General features: G+C 59.2%; 13 protein-coding genes. 9 read left to right on the forward strand and 4 right to left on the reverse strand.

Annotation, left to right across the window (positions count from 1 at the left end):
• Positions 1–83: 83 nt before the first annotated feature.
• Positions 84–1,352, reverse strand: coding sequence for a type II toxin-antitoxin system HipA family toxin (locus tag Q7V20_RS00360; protein WP_304785992.1), 1,269 nt, complete (start codon positions 1,350–1,352; stop codon positions 84–86).
• A 3-nt stretch (positions 1,353–1,355) separates the two neighbouring features.
• Positions 1,356–2,048: a helix-turn-helix domain-containing protein gene (locus Q7V20_RS00365; protein WP_304785993.1), complete on the reverse strand. Its 693-nt coding sequence runs from the start codon at positions 2,046–2,048 to the stop codon at positions 1,356–1,358.
• 507 nt (positions 2,049–2,555) lie between these two features.
• Here Q7V20_RS00365 and Q7V20_RS00370 point away from each other — a divergent pair.
• The 6 genes from Q7V20_RS00370 (at position 2,556) to Q7V20_RS00395 (ending at position 10,154) form a co-directional block, all read left to right on the forward strand.
• Entirely contained in the window at positions 2,556–3,071 is a 516-nt protein-coding gene (locus tag Q7V20_RS00370) for a hypothetical protein (protein ID WP_304785995.1), read from the forward strand.
• 419 nt (positions 3,072–3,490) lie between these two features.
• Positions 3,491–4,438, forward strand: coding sequence for a 7-cyano-7-deazaguanine synthase (locus Q7V20_RS00375; RefSeq protein ID WP_304785997.1), 948 nt, complete (start codon positions 3,491–3,493; stop codon positions 4,436–4,438).
• Positions 4,435–5,604: an XRE family transcriptional regulator gene (locus tag Q7V20_RS00380; protein WP_304785999.1), complete on the forward strand. Its 1,170-nt coding sequence runs from the start codon at positions 4,435–4,437 to the stop codon at positions 5,602–5,604. Before Q7V20_RS00375 ends, Q7V20_RS00380 begins: the two co-directional genes overlap by 4 nt.
• On the forward strand, positions 5,579–6,208 hold the full coding sequence (locus tag Q7V20_RS00385; protein WP_304786001.1) for a PIN domain-containing protein: 630 nt from the start codon (positions 5,579–5,581) through the stop codon (positions 6,206–6,208). Before Q7V20_RS00380 ends, Q7V20_RS00385 begins: the two co-directional genes overlap by 26 nt.
• A 580-nt stretch (positions 6,209–6,788) precedes the next feature.
• On the forward strand, positions 6,789–8,990 hold the full coding sequence (locus tag Q7V20_RS00390; RefSeq protein WP_304786003.1) for a TRAP transporter large permease subunit: 2,202 nt from the start codon (positions 6,789–6,791) through the stop codon (positions 8,988–8,990).
• 57 nt (positions 8,991–9,047) lie between these two features.
• Entirely contained in the window at positions 9,048–10,154 is a 1,107-nt protein-coding gene (locus tag Q7V20_RS00395; protein ID WP_304786005.1) for a putative solute-binding protein, read from the forward strand.
• Here Q7V20_RS00395 and Q7V20_RS00400 read toward each other — a convergent pair.
• Positions 10,149–10,583: a 4'-phosphopantetheinyl transferase superfamily protein gene (locus Q7V20_RS00400; RefSeq protein WP_304786007.1), complete on the reverse strand. Its 435-nt coding sequence runs from the start codon at positions 10,581–10,583 to the stop codon at positions 10,149–10,151. The genes Q7V20_RS00395 and Q7V20_RS00400 overlap by 6 nt on opposite strands.
• A 323-nt stretch (positions 10,584–10,906) precedes the next feature.
• Here Q7V20_RS00400 and gmk point away from each other — a divergent pair, with 323 nt between their 5' ends.
• The 3 genes from gmk (at position 10,907) to Q7V20_RS00415 (ending at position 14,134) form a co-directional block, all read left to right on the forward strand.
• Positions 10,907–11,527: a guanylate kinase gene (gmk, locus tag Q7V20_RS00405; RefSeq protein ID WP_304786130.1), complete on the forward strand. Its 621-nt coding sequence runs from the start codon at positions 10,907–10,909 to the stop codon at positions 11,525–11,527.
• A 32-nt stretch (positions 11,528–11,559) separates the two neighbouring features.
• Positions 11,560–11,763 carry a DNA-directed RNA polymerase subunit omega gene (gene rpoZ / locus Q7V20_RS00410; protein ID WP_230181745.1) on the forward strand — a complete coding sequence of 68 codons (204 nt, stop codon included), beginning with the start codon at positions 11,560–11,562 and terminating at the stop codon, positions 11,761–11,763.
• 154 nt (positions 11,764–11,917) lie between these two features.
• Complete coding sequence (locus Q7V20_RS00415) at positions 11,918–14,134, forward strand: bifunctional (p)ppGpp synthetase/guanosine-3',5'-bis(diphosphate) 3'-pyrophosphohydrolase (RefSeq protein WP_304786013.1); 2,217 nt, start codon at positions 11,918–11,920, stop codon at positions 14,132–14,134.
• On the opposite strand, the gene greB is transcribed toward Q7V20_RS00415, so the two are convergent.
• Positions 14,118–14,681, reverse strand: coding sequence for a transcription elongation factor GreB (gene greB / locus Q7V20_RS00420; protein WP_304786015.1), 564 nt, complete (start codon positions 14,679–14,681; stop codon positions 14,118–14,120). The two genes, Q7V20_RS00415 and greB, sit on opposite strands and share 17 nt — an antisense overlap.
• Positions 14,682–14,734: the final 53 nt, after the last annotated feature.

Genomic DNA, 14,734 nt, shown 5'->3' on the forward strand with positions numbered 1-14,734 from the left:
CGGCTACTGGCGCTGCACGATTGCTTCAGCACGGTACGAGCTGGCGAGGCAAGGGTGAGCCAAGCGGTCCTTCTCGCAGACTTCTATTGCGCAAGCCCGAAGGCTGATGCCATGCGCTCTTGCTCTTGGACGGGTAAGCCCAAGCGGTCGGCAATTGTTGGCCACTGCCTCACGACCGCCTGGCTTCGCTCAATGATCGCATCGGCGGTCTCGGTATCGACGCGGAAGTAATGTGCCACGGATCGGACCAGGTCTAGGTCCATTGCGTTGTCTGCCTCGCTGATGTTGAGCTTCAGTCCCTGTGATCCGGGTACGGGATTCATGTCGTAGGCCTCGGACAAGCGCCAACCTTTGCCGGGCATCAGGATGAAGCCGTGGTTGCGCAGGTGATCGTCCGTGTTAGAGACCAGGAGGTTGAACACGATGCGCGACCACAGTTCTTGCAAATCACCATCAGTCTGCGCACCATGGTTGATCAGTACGCGGGCGATTTCCAGGTAGCTGACGCCCGTCGATCCGTCATCACCATCCTGATGGCCGGTGAGCGTCATCGCAGAGGCGAAGTGCAGCCGCCGGCCGTCTGCGGTGCGGTCGAAGCGCTTCACCAAGAAGGTGTGGTGCGGATTGGCGAAGCGGCGTGCCAGGCTGTCAGGTACCTGCAATTGACAGGCGCGCGCAAGCGTGTGCACCACCAGCTCCCATGCGCCCACGTCGTGTTCGTCTCGCACGCTGGGGAACTTGGCAATCCACAAATGGCCATTTGGGTCGGCCACACTGGCCTTTGGTCGCGCACCGCCAAGTGAGCCACCCGGCGCAATCAGCATGCGCAGCCAATCGTCGCCCGCTGCGGCCGTGTTGTTGTCATCACGTTCCAGTGCAAGGCTGGCCGCTTCCAGCTCGCGCAGTTGGACAAACGGCGGTGCAGCCACCCCGTGTCGGTTGTCAAGGAAGTCGCCCGCATCATCAAGCCTCAAGCGCAGCGCGCCGACACGGAAGGCATCATGCACACCCAGCAGATAGTCCGATTCGTGAAGTCGAACTGTCTTGGCGACTCGACCCGCCCGTTGCTCGCGTTCCAGTCGGCGGCGCATGAGCAGTCGGCCCCAGCGATCGGGGCTGGCATCGGAGAAAACGCCAAAGGTTTCATGACCTTGGGGAGGATGCTGTCGGCCCTCAAAGAGGCCGAGTCGGGGATCAAGCTGCAAGTCCAGTACGTCTGGGTGCGCTAGTGCGGCCGTGTCGAATGCGAACTCGAAGAGTTCACGGCCCGCGCCGCGTTGGGCATGCAGTACGCCCAGACGGAGTGGCGCGGGCAGCCCGTCCCAATCGGCATAGATGGCGATGATGGCCATGAGTCAGCGCCGTTTCCTTGACAGGGGTTCCAGGGGACGAATCAACCCAGCAAGCGTTTCGGAATCAGAGAAGCCGCTCTGCTCCCGCCAGCTCTGCTCGTTTTCTGTGGCGTTCAATAGTTTCTTGATTTCCGTGCCTGGTGCTTCCAGTTGATGCATGGCCGCCTTGACTTGCTCTGATGGTAAAGAGTCAATGGCCTTGCGCATTTGCATTTCGGGCAGTGCTTCGAGCGCTTTGCGTAACTGCTCTCTTGGCAACGACGCCAACATTTTGCGCAGTTGGTCCTGAGGCGATTTCTCTATCAGTCGGTGCAGTTGATCCACGGCATCAACGATCGGCTTTGAGCGGTTCGCCGATGAGGGGCTGGCAAGTGTGGTTGGCGCAAGCTTTGCAGTTCTCTTGCTGGCGGCAGGCAACCGCGCATCTTGCAATTCGCGTCCCTGTGGGTCTGCTTTGCCCAGTTGGCCAAGGTCGTTCTCGATGCCAAGCACTTGCATGACGGACAGGTAGGCTCCCATCGTCACACCTGACCCGCCTCGCTCCAGGCTGCGCAGGGTCATCGGTGACATGCCAGCACGTTCGGCCACCTGTTTGGCCGACAGGCGCCGTCGCTGCCGGGCGAGACGTAGCCGATCACCGAACTGACGCAGCAGTTCTTCAGTGGACGGGAGCAAGGGGGCGATTTTTTTGGCCATGGCGCCATTATTTTAGCTTTTTTGGCTGTCAATGGATGAATTATTTCCACTTGGCAATCATGCCCCATGCCGTGAAAAGACAGTATTCCATCGTTTTCAAATGGAAATAGCTAAATTATTGGTGCTTTCTGCGCCAGTAACTGTGCGTGAGTGAGTCGAGCTGCCAAGGGCCGTGTTGTGCCTGCCGCCGGGACGGGCGCAGCCATCTCGACGGTCGGTACGCGGCGATGCGAGTGGTGTCGTGCGTCATTCAGCCGCAACCGACTCGCAGCGCCCCCGGTAGGAGCCGCGAGGGCGCGCCGAATTTGTGTTCAATGTTCTTGGAGATCACTCTGGGATTGAATGCTGTAGTGCGCCTTGGGTCTGCCCTGGTAACCCGGGCATGTGGTCGGCCAAGTGATTAATTTGACAAAGTCAATAAAAAAAGCATAAACTTTGACAAATGGAGGAAATCCAATGAGTGACGGACCGCACAGGAGCCTTGGCCTAAGGAGGCCATGGCGACAGTTGGCTAAGCTTTGCGACAACGCAGCCTATACGCAGACGGAGGTCACTCATGCCGCCACGGCAGCGCTCTTAAGCGACTTCAACGAAGTGTCGGCTCCTTTGCTCAAGGCCATAAAGCGTGTCTTTGAGTGCGAGGGCAACTCTCTTGGCTCTCCAGAGATTGCGATGCACCAGTTGAACCTCGCTCGTTCTCTTGCCGCTGGGTCGGTCTTTGGGCAACATGCGGTGAAGTGCAGCCAAATGCTGGTCAGCGAGGGCAAGCTCGAACCCGATAGCTTCATCATTGCTATTGGTGTCGCAGCGAAGATGCGCGGTCAAGCCAACGTCAGGGCCTTTCACGAGCACTACCTCGATAAGACGAACGAGTTCCGGGCTAACAAGGTAGTTCATCGTTTTCAAGTTGCTATCGATTCGTTGCCGGATAGTTCGCTGGGTAGCATCCTTGTCGAAGCACGTACCGCCAGGATTCGGCCAAGTACCAGAAACACCGGCCTGGACGAAGGAGTGCGGCTGTGACCATCTATGAGCCTAAAGAGATGACCGTCGATGTCATCGATCAATATGGAGCTTGCAAGAGGGGTGCCGTTCCTTGCCGGATTGGTGGGAACATCCGGTTCGAAACGGAGGCTCTAGAGTCTTTCTCGACCCATCGATGGGACCCAGTCATCTATGACGCTTTTCTCGTCGCTGCGGCCGTGGAGTTCTGCGACCGCACCCTGGTCCGCAGTTCTATGAACTGGGGCCGTAGGTTCGTTCTACATGTGCCTGTGCACAATGTTTACAGGTGGATGGACAGGGCAGTTCACGGGGCTCTGACGGATGCATTGAACCTACTGACTGGCGACGACTGGCAAATCGTGTTTCGTGCTCGGAATGTCCCCATGCCTCCTCCATCGCAAGAGACGATGAGGTTTCCGATGAACGCGGAGGCAGTCATGGCGTACAGCGACGGCATGGATTCGCAGGCAGTAGCGGCGCTCGAAGGCAAGAAGCTCAACGGACGGGTAGTGCGCGTGCGCATCGGCACCAGCGAGCGCGACATCTCAAGGCAGGAACGAAAAGAGATGCCCTTTCATGCAGTTCCCTACAAAGTGAAAATCGCGAAAAAGGATGGTGAAAGCAGCGCGCGCAGCAGAGGCTTCAAATTCAGCCTGATTTCTGCGATGGCAGGGTACCTGATTGACGTTCCTGTGGCTATCGTTCCTGAAAGCGGGCAAGGCGCTCTCGCCCCTGTCTTGCTGCCTGTGGGGCATGGCTACGAAGACTATCGAAATCATCCCGCCTTCACTGCGCAGATGGAACGCTTCGTGTATTCCTTGCTGGGCTATCGATTCAAGTACCAGTTCCCGCGTCTGTGGATGACCAAAGGCGAGACCTTGAAAGAGTTCGTAGATAACTGCGAAGGCGGCTCCAAGTGGCACAAGACCCGTTCTTGTTGGCAGACTTCGCGCCAAATTGGATTTAATGGAACGAGGCGGCAGTGCGGGATCTGCGCTGCATGCATACTGCGGCGCCTGAGCGTCCACGCGGCGGGCCTGAAAGAGGCAACGGATGTCTACGTTTGGGAGTCCTTGCGCACCAAGACTTGGGAAGCGGGGGCTGCCAAGAACTTTGACCTTTTTACCAACGCCTTGCACCAGTACTCTGTTGCTGGGGTTCTCCACTTTGAGCACCTGGCAGGGCTTCAAGGTAGGTCTGACTACCAACTGACCAGCCGACTAAGTAATTTTGAACTGGCTCAATCCCTCGGGGAGAGTCCAGTCAGCGTGTCGCAGAAGCTTGACCGGCTGCTGCGGCAACACGCCAAGGAGTGGTCAGCCTTCACGAAGGACCTTGGACCGAGGTCTTTCGTGAGGCAATGGATACGTAGTAGTGCATCATGACTAAAGAGAACTATGAACTGAGCCAACTTGAGCTCGGCGAGCGACTTAGAAGCGCGCGGGAGACCGCTAACCAGACGCAAGACGTAGCGGCAAAGGCTGCCGGGCTTTCAAGAACCACGTTGGTGGCCATCGAGAAGGGGCAGCGCGCTGCCAAGCTTATGGAGCTGCAGGACCTGTGCAGGTCCTACAGCGTGTCCGTCAATTCAATCCTGCGTCGCGAGTCTGTTCATGTGGACCTCGTACCTCGGTTTCGTACGCTCGCTGAAACTGGCGAACCATGTATAGATTCGGCAGCGAAGATGCTCAACGACCTGGTCAAGGCCGAGGTCGAGCTTGAGAACATTCTGGGTGTTCAAAAGACCTACAACTATCCCGCCGAAAAGAGCATCCTAGCCGGAGATGTGCGCCAACAGGCTGAACAGGATGCCCTCAACCTACGGAACTGGCTCGGGTTGGGGGATGGGCCTATTCGTGACCTTTACGTCATCTTGGAGCTGCAATTGGGCATCCGGGTGTACACGCGCAAGCTTGACGGCAAAGTGTCTGGATTGTTCGCCTATGACGACGCTGTGGGCGCTTGCATGCTTATCAACTCGACCCACCGCCGGGATAGACGTAACCAGACGGGGAGCCATGAGTTGGGGCACTTTATTGCTACTCGTCGCAGGCCTGAGATTTATCAGGACGAGATGTACGACAATTCGCGAGAGGAGCGATATGCCAATGCGTTTGCACGGGCATTTCTGACTCCAACGCGAACGGTCATGGAGAAGTTTAAAGAGTTGACGATTGGGTCGTCGCACCTCACGCGCCGACACATCATCTTGCTGGCCAATTTCTTCAGCGTATCGCGCCAGGCTATGGTCATGAGGCTGGAAGAACTTGGACTAACGAAAAAGGGAACGTGGGATTGGTTCAAGGACAACGGCGGTATCACCGACGAGCAAGTCCGACAGGTACTGGGGGAGGATGGCAACGAGGCCCCAGCTGTCCAATCACAGCAATCGTCGCGGCTGTACCTCTTGGCCATCGAGGCCTGGAAAAGGGACCTGCTCAGTGAGGGGCAGATGTCGGATTTGCTCAAGCTCAGCCGTGAGATGGTGCGAGAACTACTCGATGAGGCTCAAGAGGACGAGGTAGATGACCTTTTCAAGCTGCCTAACTGAGCAATCGACCACTCTCGTTCTCGACTCCAGCATCATCATCAACTTGCTGGCCACCGGCCATGCAGAAGCGATTTTGCAGGAACTTCCTGGCCTCACCTGTGTCACCGAGACCGTGGTCGGGGAAATCAAAGGGGGCGCAGAGAATGGTCATGGAGAGTCGACGAAGCTCCTTGAGCTTATCGACCGCAGGAAACTGAATGTCGTGGAGTTGGACGAGGAAGCGCTCGAAAGATTCATCGCAATCGTCTCTGGCTCAACGTCCGACTCGCTTGGGGACGGAGAGGCCGCCACGCTGGCTTTCGCTAACCGCAATGGACTGGTCGCGGCCATCGACGAAAAAAAGGCCAGGCGAATGGCTGGTGAGCGTTTTGGTTCTCTCACGATTGCAACGACAGTCGACATCCTCGCGTATGCGCCTGTAGTACAGATGCTGGGGGAAGAGCGGTTGTCCAAAACAGTTCTCGATGCGCTACGCCTGGCGCGAATGCAGGTTTGGGAGCCACACTTCGATTGGGTCGTCGAGCAAATAGGCCTCGCAAACGTCCCCCTGTGCCCAAGCCTAAGGCGACTAGCAAAACGAATCCCTCCAGCCCCGGCTAGGTGAACGTGCGCGCCATATGCGGTCCTTGATGCGGAGTCCTCGAATGCTAGACTCAATTGGGTGCGCTCTCAGGCGAAACCGCTTGCTTTCCGTCGCTTGACGTCCCAGGACAGCCCAGGTTTTTTGTGGGGTAAATCGTGGGGTAAATGCAATTGATGACACCAAAATTCCATAAAAATCAACAGCTTGGCGTCGGTCTCGACGTTCAGGTGCAGAACATCGAATAGGGCCCTGCGCAACCCTGGATGGCTCATCCAGGTGGGTTGGCGTCGGTGGGGGAGGCTGCCGACGACCGCGTCAGATTGACCCAGATGGCCTTGCTTGCCTAACTCTGCCCCTCCCTTGCACTTTGTAAAGGGATGAATTTTCGCTCATCACCAACTTACTCAGGCAAATTGCGCAACGCGTGATCAGGCACTTGATGGTGTCACCGGGGGTAACAGATCGGTAAAGCCGCCGCGCATGCGGGCGAACCCTGAATGCGGGCGGATTGCTCATCGGTTCAAATGGCGGCGCACAGGCCCATGCATTCTTAAAGATGCATGGGCCTGCGACATATAAAAAAGTTACGGAGCTTGCGTGAATGAGTGATTCCAGGGGAGGGCGGCCCACCAACAGCCATTGGGCTGATTGGCTTTTGACTTTGCCAACGGTCATGTTGCTGGTCTCGATTCTGATCCTCAGCACCGGAGAAATGGTCCACGGCCAGTTGTTGAAGCTGGGCGAAGTCCTGTTTGGCGATCCCGCCCATCAGATTCAGTACTTCATGCTGCGGGCCGATCCAGTGGCGCCTGCCTGTGATCCGAAGCTGGACATCGACGCCGAACTGGCGCGGCGCCAGGCGGCCAGCGCGCCACGCCAAGCTCCCAAGGACGACATCGACGCCATGTTCGGTGATACCAGGCAGGACCCCGCGACCATGCGCGCGTCCATTGCCGAGGATGCCAAGGTGTGCTCCGTCAAGTACATCTTTTACGAGGGGATCAAGTCACACATCACCCCATCGCTCGTGATGTACCGAACGTTGGAAACCAGCTTCCTGGGTTTGTTCATGCTGGGATCCCACAACCGCGTGGTGATCCTGTTGCTCTTGCTGACATTCACGTCGGTCCATGCCACCTTGGGCCATCATCACATTTGCATTCGCCCTCCACGCCGTGCCAAAGAACATCTGATTCAGTCGTGGAGCATGCTGGTGGCCTGCTGCATGATGCTGTATTCGGTGGTGCGGTTTTACCAGTTCTCCATCGACTCAGGGCTGCCGATCGAGGCTCCGCAGGTCAATGCCATGTGGATGGTTTTGTTTGGCGCCATGGCGCTGGCCAGTGCGTACCGCATCTGGCGTCCACTCGCACCTGCCGTTCCTGACCATGGACCCGGCCATGGCTGGTTGCGTTCGCTTGATTGCGTGTCCCTGGTGGCCGCCATGTTCATCATCGGCAGCCTGTACTTTTTCATGCAAGGACATCCGGCCGGCCCAGCCATTTATGCCAACAAACTGGTCGACTTCATGGGCTTGCCTCTGGCCTTGGCCTTGCATATCTGGGCGGGCATGCTGTTCAAGCAAAGCCGCTTGGTTGACTTGTTCATGAGCGTCATCCGCCCTTGGAAACTGTCGCCCCAGGCGCTGACATACATCATCTTGCTGGCCGCTGGTTTGCCGACCGCCTATGCCGGGGTGTCGAGCGTGTTCGTGATCGCTGCGGGCGCCATCATTTACCACGAGGTGCGTGCGTCGGGCGCTACCAGCCAGTACGCACTGGCTGCCACTGCCATGTCTGGGTCATTGGGCGCGGTTTTGCGCCCCAGTCTGCTGGTCGTGGGCATTGCCGCATTGAACCGCCAGGTCACGACCACCCAGCTTTTTTACTGGGGAGGTCTTGTGTTCGCCCTGACTTCCACGATGTTTTTCATCGCGTCGCAACTGGCCGCGCCCAAAGGTCGGATGAGCACGATGGTTTCGCCCAGGGTGGCGGTGCCCGCCATGTTGCATGAAATGAAAGCCATCCTGCCTTATGCGGTGTTGGTGGTCGTCATCCTGACGTTCTATCAGTGGGCGCTGGACACCAAGTTCGACGAACATTCCGCTGCCAGCATCCTGCCCATCCTGATGCTCCTGGTGCTGGTGTTGGACAAGGCGTTGGCCTCGCGATCTCAGCAGCGCTCCAAAGCGACGGGCCTTCTTGTGGCGACCGCTGGCGAGGTGCCAGCCGCCCATGCCGAGAAGCGGCCAGCAGGCACCATTGCCGCGATCAAGGTTGCCAGCTCTGAAACCGTTGAGCACGTGGGTTCGTACATCTGTCTGATGGTGGCCACGCAGTTGGTCGGCGGCATGGTCGAGCGTTCTGAAGTGATGAATGCCTTCCCTCAGCATTTTGCCAATGTGTGGGTGGCCATGGCCTTCCTGGTGGTGGTCAAGGTGCTACTGGGCATGGTCATGGAGCCGCTGGGGGCCATCATCCTGGTGTCCAGCACGCTGGCGCCATTGGCCTATCAGAACGGCATTCATCCCGTGAACTTCTGGATGATGGTGCTGGTGGCGTTCGAGTTGGGTTACCTGACACCGCCGGTCGCCCTCAACCAGTTGCTGACCCGTCAGGTGGTGGGTGAGGCAGAGATGGAGCGATCGGACCGCGAGGTCGCCGGTTTGTCTTTCTACCGGCGTCACGAGCGCTGGATCCTGCCTTTCGCCGTGATGTCCGTCAGCCTCGTCATCGTGGCGTTCGGCCCGCTGGTCGTGCTGCATGTTGAGCTGTTCCAGCCACTGCTTCACTGGTGGCCATGACTTTGGCCGTCGTCTTCAATCCGTGCTTGTTCATTTCATCCAATCAGAGAGATCGCCATGTCCCATCCCATTCACCGTGTCCACCGTTTGAAGCCGCGAGCCACCTTGGCCACCTTGGCGCTCACCGTGGTGTGTCTGACGGGCGCGCAGGCCAAGAGCATTGGCAATCCTGTGGTGTGTGTCTGGGATCCCATCGGGCAAGCTGGGCAAATCTTTGACGCCGCCAAGGGCTATGCCTTGGCGGCCCAGAAAATGGGCGTGGAGCTCAAGCTGAAGGCTTACACCGATGAGCGGGTGGCCTCCGAGGATTTTCGTGTCGGTCAGTGTGATGCCTTGATGGCCACCTCGATCCGGACGCGGCCCTACGCTCCGGTCACTGCGGCCATCGACCATGGTGGCACCGCGACCATCGTCAAGGAAGGCAAGATCGACATCAATGCCAGCTACGAGGTGGTGCGCAAAGCCATCCAGGTGTTTGCCTCACCCGGTGCGGCCAAGCTGACCATCCATGACCGATTTGAAGTTGGCGGGATCCTGCCGACAGGCGCGATCTACACTTTTGCGCGCGACCGAGCTGTGTTCAAGAATGGTTTCGCAGGCGTACGGATGCCGGCCTTCGACGATGACAAGGTGCAGGCCTACATGATCCAGCGCATCGGCGCCCAGCCGGTTTCGGCGGACATCAGTAACTTCGTCAGCAAGTTCAACAACGGCAGCGTGGACGTCATCTTCGCGCCAGCAGTGGCCTACAAACCGCTGGAAATCTACCGTGGCGTGGGCAGCAAAGGGGGCGTGTCGCGTTTTCCGCTGGCATTCTCCACTCTGCAACTGGTCTTGGAGCGCAGCAGCTTCCCCGAGGGCTTTGGTGAAAAATCTCGCCAATTCTGGGCTGGTCAGTTTGATCAGATCATTGGTTCGGTGCGCAAGGCCGAAGCGGACCTTCCCGCCGAACTCATCGTGGATTACCCCCTGGAAGCCGCCATCGCCTTCGTCGTGAGTCAACGCGACACCCGGGTCGAACTGGCCGGGAAAGGCTTTTACGACAAGCAGGGGCTCAAAGTCATGAAGCGCATTCGTTGCAGCATTTACAGCGGCGCCTCGGAGTGCGCCAATTCGGCGGAGATCGACTGGCCAGAGACAGTTGCAAAAAACAAGGGCTCATGACGCGAGCTTCGATGACGGGGAATGCGAGGTGCGCAATGGCCCCGTGTCCTCCGTCTGACTGGTGAGCAGTGGCAGCGCGCGCCAAAGCTGCACCGACGGTGTGGCTGCATTGCAGTTACGCTGCGCGCACAGTGCCAGCAGGTAATCCTGGTCCAACGACCACTGCCAGAACATCCAGCGCTCGGCATCATCTTCCAGGCAGGGATCCACATGCAAGTCGATGCGGCCTGCCTGAGTGACATCGAAGCTGAAGCGATCCAAGGGGATGGACAGTCCCATGCCTCGGGCTTTGATGTAGGCCTCTTTCAGCGTCCAGTATTCAAAGAATCGGAAAGGCTGCTGGGACAAGGGCAGTGACTGCAAATTCCCCTTCTCGGCGTTCGCGAAGTAGTGGTCGGCCAGTGGCGCAACGGTGAGGCGTCTGGACACGTTCTCCCATTTTCTGCCCCGCATCGACTTGATGCCGTCCTTGGTGCTCGATGGCGTGCAGTACATCAACAATGCGTTTGGATATCCTGCGGAAACCAGGATCGCGAACAAGCAACTCAAATGCATTTTTGACTCGACCATGAACTTTCAGCGCAGTGCCTTGGCGGGGTAACTGGCCCCAGCCCCCGTGAGAACTCGCGGGTATTTCAATAAGTCCATTAAAATCAATGATTTGGGCATTGTTGTTGTGCAGTGCCGGTCAAGAACATCGAATGAGCGCCGATAACGTGTCGAATGAAGCGGCTGTCGCCGGAGGTGACGAAATGGACTACCCGGGCAATCTTTTCGTGGTGTCGGCCCCCAGCGGGACGGGCAAATCCAGCCTGGTCAAGGCTTTGCTGGAGCTGGATTCGCGCCTGCTGGTGTCGATTTCGCACACGACCCGGCCGCCGCGCGGCCAGGAGCAACACGGCCGTGAATACCTTTTCATCGAGGAAACCGAGTTCCGCCGCATGATTTCGCATGGCGATTTCTTCGAGTGGGCGGAAGTGCATGGCAACCTGTACGGTACCTCGCGCCACGCGATCGAGGAGCGCATCAAGGGCGGCGAAGACGTCGTGCTGGAGATCGACTGGCAGGGCGCCCTGCAGATCAAGAAGATCTTTCCCAATGCCGTGCTGATTTTCATCTTGCCGCCCAGCTACGAAGAGCTGCTGCAGCGCCTGCACCGCCGGGGCGAAGACACCTCGGACGTGATCGAAATCCGCATGAGCAACGCCAAGGTCGAGGTTGAACAGGCCCAATTTTTTGATTACGTGGTGGTCAACAGCCTGTTTGAAACGGCTTTGTTCGATTTAAAAGCCATTGTTCACGCGCAGAGGTTAAAATACGCGGCTCAGCGTCGCAACAAGTCTGTCGTGTTCCGCGCGCTCAACCTGGTTTGATCCTGCTCAGACCCACTTTCAGAGGTTCCACCATGGCCCGCATCACCGTCGAAGACTGCCTGACCAAGATCCCCAACCGCTTCCAGTTGGTGCTGGCCGCGACTTACCGTGCACGCATGCTGAGCCAGGGCCACACGCCCAAGATCGAATCGCGCAACAAGCCCGGCGTGACCGCTCTGCGCGAAATCGCCGCTGGTCAAGTCGGCATCGAGATGCTGCGCAAGGTTCCGACCTGATCCTGATCTGACCGCTGGCGCCTGCCAGCCCGTGCCTTGCTTCAAGTTAAGTACGCAAATTGCATGTCAACGGCTCACTCAGGTGGGCCGTTTCTATTTCAGTGATTGACATCCTTGGTGTCTGGCCCTTCCGTTCCGCGCTAAAGTAGTTCGCATGACCCAGGCCACTTCCGACGCTGCCGCGGCCTCTTTCGCGGCGCTGACCCACAAGCTCGACTATCTGGACGAGGCGGATGCCCGCCGCGTGCGCGACGCCTACCGCTTCGCCGACGAAGCCCACCTGGGGCAGTTCCGCGCCAGTGGCGAGCCCTACATCACCCACCCGATCGCCGTGGCCGGCCTGTGTGCCGACTGGAAGCTGGACGCCCAGGCCATCATGGCCGCGTTGATGCACGACGCCATGGAAGACTGCGGCGTCACCAAGATCGAGTTGATCGAGCGCTTTGGCGCGCCCACCGCCGAGTTGGTCGATGGCCTGACCAAGCTGGACAAACTGCAGTTCTCGACCAAGGAAGAATCGCAAGCCGAGTCCTTCCGCAAGATGCTGCTGGCCATGGCGCGCGATGTGCGCGTCATCCTGATCAAGCTGGCCGACCGCCTGCACAACATGCGCACGATGGCCGCCATGGTGGCGCACAAGCGCACGCGCATTGCCAAGGAAACGCTGGACATCTACGTGCCGATTGCGCACCGGCTGGGCCTGAACCAGACCTACCGCGAGCTGCAGGAGCTGTCCTTCCAGTACATCAATCCCTGGCGCTATGGCGTGCTGTCGAAGGCGGTGAAAAAAACGCGCGGCAACCGGCGTGACCTGGTGGACCGCATCCAGCGCGAAGTGGAGCTGGCCTTTGGCGCTGCCGACATGGTGGTCGAGGTTTACGGCCGCGAGAAAACCATCTTCTCGATCTATCACAAGATGATCGAGAAGAACCTGACCTTCGCCCAGGTCAGCGACATCTTCGGCTTCCGCATCGTCACGCGCGAGTTGCTGGACTGCTACCGCGCCCTGGGCGTGTTGCACCAGCTGTACAAGCCGTTGCCGGGCCGCTTCAAAGACTACATCGCCATCCCCAAGGCCAATGGCTACCAGTCACTGCACACGACCTTGGTGAACCCGGTGGGCACGGCGGTGGAGTTCCAGCTGCGTTCGCAGGCCATGCACGCGGTGGCTGAAAAGGGCATCGCCGCGCACTGGATGTACAAGACGCAAGAGGGGGCAGGCGCGGAAGCTTCGCCTCAACAGGCGGCCGTGTGGCTGCAGTCGCTGATCGACATCCAGCACGAGACACGCGATTCGGCCGAGTTCCTGGAGCATCTGAAGATCGACTTGTTCCCCGAGTCTGTCTACGTGTTCACGCCCAAATCGCGCATTTTGGCGTTGCCGCGCGGGGCCACCTCGGTGGACTTCGCCTATGCGATTCACAGCGACGTGGGCGATCACTGCGTGGCGGTCAAGATCAATGGCGAGGCTGCGGCCTTGCGCACCGAGTTGCGCAGCGGCGATGTGGTCGAGATCATCACGGCGCCGAGTGCGCGGCCCAACCCGGGCTGGCTGAACTTCGTGAGCACGGGCCGGGCCCGCTCCAAGATCCGCCATTACCTGAAGAACATGGAGACGGAAGAGTCGCTGGAGCTGGGCGAGAAGCTGCTGACGCAAGCGCTGCGCGCCGAGGGCCTGGCCATGCCGCCGGGCGACGAGACCAGCGAAGGTGCCAGCGGTGCCACCTGGCAGGCTCTGATCCGCTGGGGTGGCAACCGCAGCAAAGATGATTTGTGCGTGGACATCGGCCTGGGCCGCAAGATCAGCAACATGGTGGCCAAGCGCCTGGCGCAGCTCATGGCCGAGTCGGGCGAGCGGCCCGATGCCCTGACCCTGACCCTGGGGCGCTTTGCCGATTCCGAATCGCCGTCGCACGGCGGTGTGGTGATCGATGGCAGCGAAGGCGCCACGATGCAATTGGCGCCGTGCTGCAAGCCCATCCCGGGCGATCCGATCGCCGGCTACCTGGGTCGGGGTGAAGGCCTGGTGGTGCACACGCAGATGTGTGGCGTGGGCCGTCGCTTGTTCGAGCGCGACAGCGAGCGCTGGATCGACGTGAGCTGGGCCGACGAACCCACGCGGCCTTTCGAGACCGCCATCCAGGTGCTGGTGGCCAATGGCAAGGGCGTGCTGGCGCAGGTGGCCGCGTCCATCAGCAGCGCCGAGACCGACATCACCCACATCGAGATGGGCGACGAGCGGCTGGGCGAAACCGCCGAGCTGAAGCTGACCCTGGCCGTGCGAGACGTGGAGCACCTCAACGACGTGCTGCGCGTGCTCAAACGCTGCCCGGTGGTGCTCAAGGCGGGCCGCGTCATTCCTGGGGCTTAGGGGCCGGGTAGCTCACCGACAGCACTTCCACGTGCTCCAAGCCGCCTGGCGTCATCAACTGGATCTCGTCACCCACGCGTGATTTGAGCAGGGCGCGGGCAATGGGCGAGACCCAGCTGACTTCGCCCTGCAGGTTATCGACCTCGTCGATGCCTTTGATGGTGACGGTGCGTTCCACGTCATCCTGGTTCACGTAGGTGACGGTGGCGCCAAAAAAGACCTGGTCGTGGCCGTGGTGCACCGAGGGGTCGGCCACCTCGGCGATGTCCAGACGTTTGGTCAGGAAGCGGATGCGGCGATCGATTTCGCGCAGGCGCTTCTTGCCGTAGATGTAGTCACCGTTTTCGGAGCGATCGCCGTTGGAGGCGGCCCAGTGCACGATCTCGACGATCTTGGGGCGCTCCACATCGATCAGCGCCAGCAGTTCATCGCGCAGGCGCTGGTAGCCCTGCGGCGTCAAATAGTTCTTGGTGCCGGCAGGAATGGGCGACGGGGCGAGTTCGTCCTCGTCGTCGTGGTCGGTTTCCTTGGTGAAGGCCTTGTTCATGGTGGTCGATTGTGCCCAATGCTTCACGCCGGGCCGTGGTTTGAGGGCTGAAG

The organism is Aquabacterium sp., from assembly GCF_030652515.1.
In the GTDB taxonomy this organism is placed as follows: domain Bacteria; phylum Pseudomonadota; class Gammaproteobacteria; order Burkholderiales; family Burkholderiaceae_C; genus Aquabacterium.

Excerpts from the sequence above, each read along its gene's own strand:
- Q7V20_RS00360 (WP_304785992.1), bottom strand. The coding sequence starts at position 1,352 with ATGGCCATCATCGCCATCTATGCCGATTGGGACGGGCTGCCCGCGCCA.
- Q7V20_RS00365 (WP_304785993.1), bottom strand. The coding sequence starts at position 2,048 with ATGGCCAAAAAAATCGCCCCCTTGCTCCCGTCCACTGAAGAACTGCTG.
- Q7V20_RS00375 (WP_304785997.1), top strand. The coding sequence starts at position 3,491 with ATGGCGTACAGCGACGGCATGGATTCGCAGGCAGTAGCGGCGCTCGAA.
- Q7V20_RS00380 (WP_304785999.1), top strand. The coding sequence starts at position 4,435 with ATGACTAAAGAGAACTATGAACTGAGCCAACTTGAGCTCGGCGAGCGA.
- Q7V20_RS00385 (WP_304786001.1), top strand. The coding sequence starts at position 5,579 with ATGACCTTTTCAAGCTGCCTAACTGAGCAATCGACCACTCTCGTTCTC.
- Q7V20_RS00390 (WP_304786003.1), top strand. The coding sequence starts at position 6,789 with ATGAGTGATTCCAGGGGAGGGCGGCCCACCAACAGCCATTGGGCTGAT.
- Q7V20_RS00395 (WP_304786005.1), top strand. The coding sequence starts at position 9,048 with ATGTCCCATCCCATTCACCGTGTCCACCGTTTGAAGCCGCGAGCCACC.
- gmk (WP_304786130.1), top strand. The coding sequence starts at position 10,907 with ATGGACTACCCGGGCAATCTTTTCGTGGTGTCGGCCCCCAGCGGGACG.
- rpoZ (WP_230181745.1), top strand. The coding sequence starts at position 11,560 with ATGGCCCGCATCACCGTCGAAGACTGCCTGACCAAGATCCCCAACCGC.
- Q7V20_RS00415 (WP_304786013.1), top strand. The coding sequence starts at position 11,918 with ATGACCCAGGCCACTTCCGACGCTGCCGCGGCCTCTTTCGCGGCGCTG.
- greB (WP_304786015.1), bottom strand. The coding sequence starts at position 14,681 with ATGAACAAGGCCTTCACCAAGGAAACCGACCACGACGACGAGGACGAA.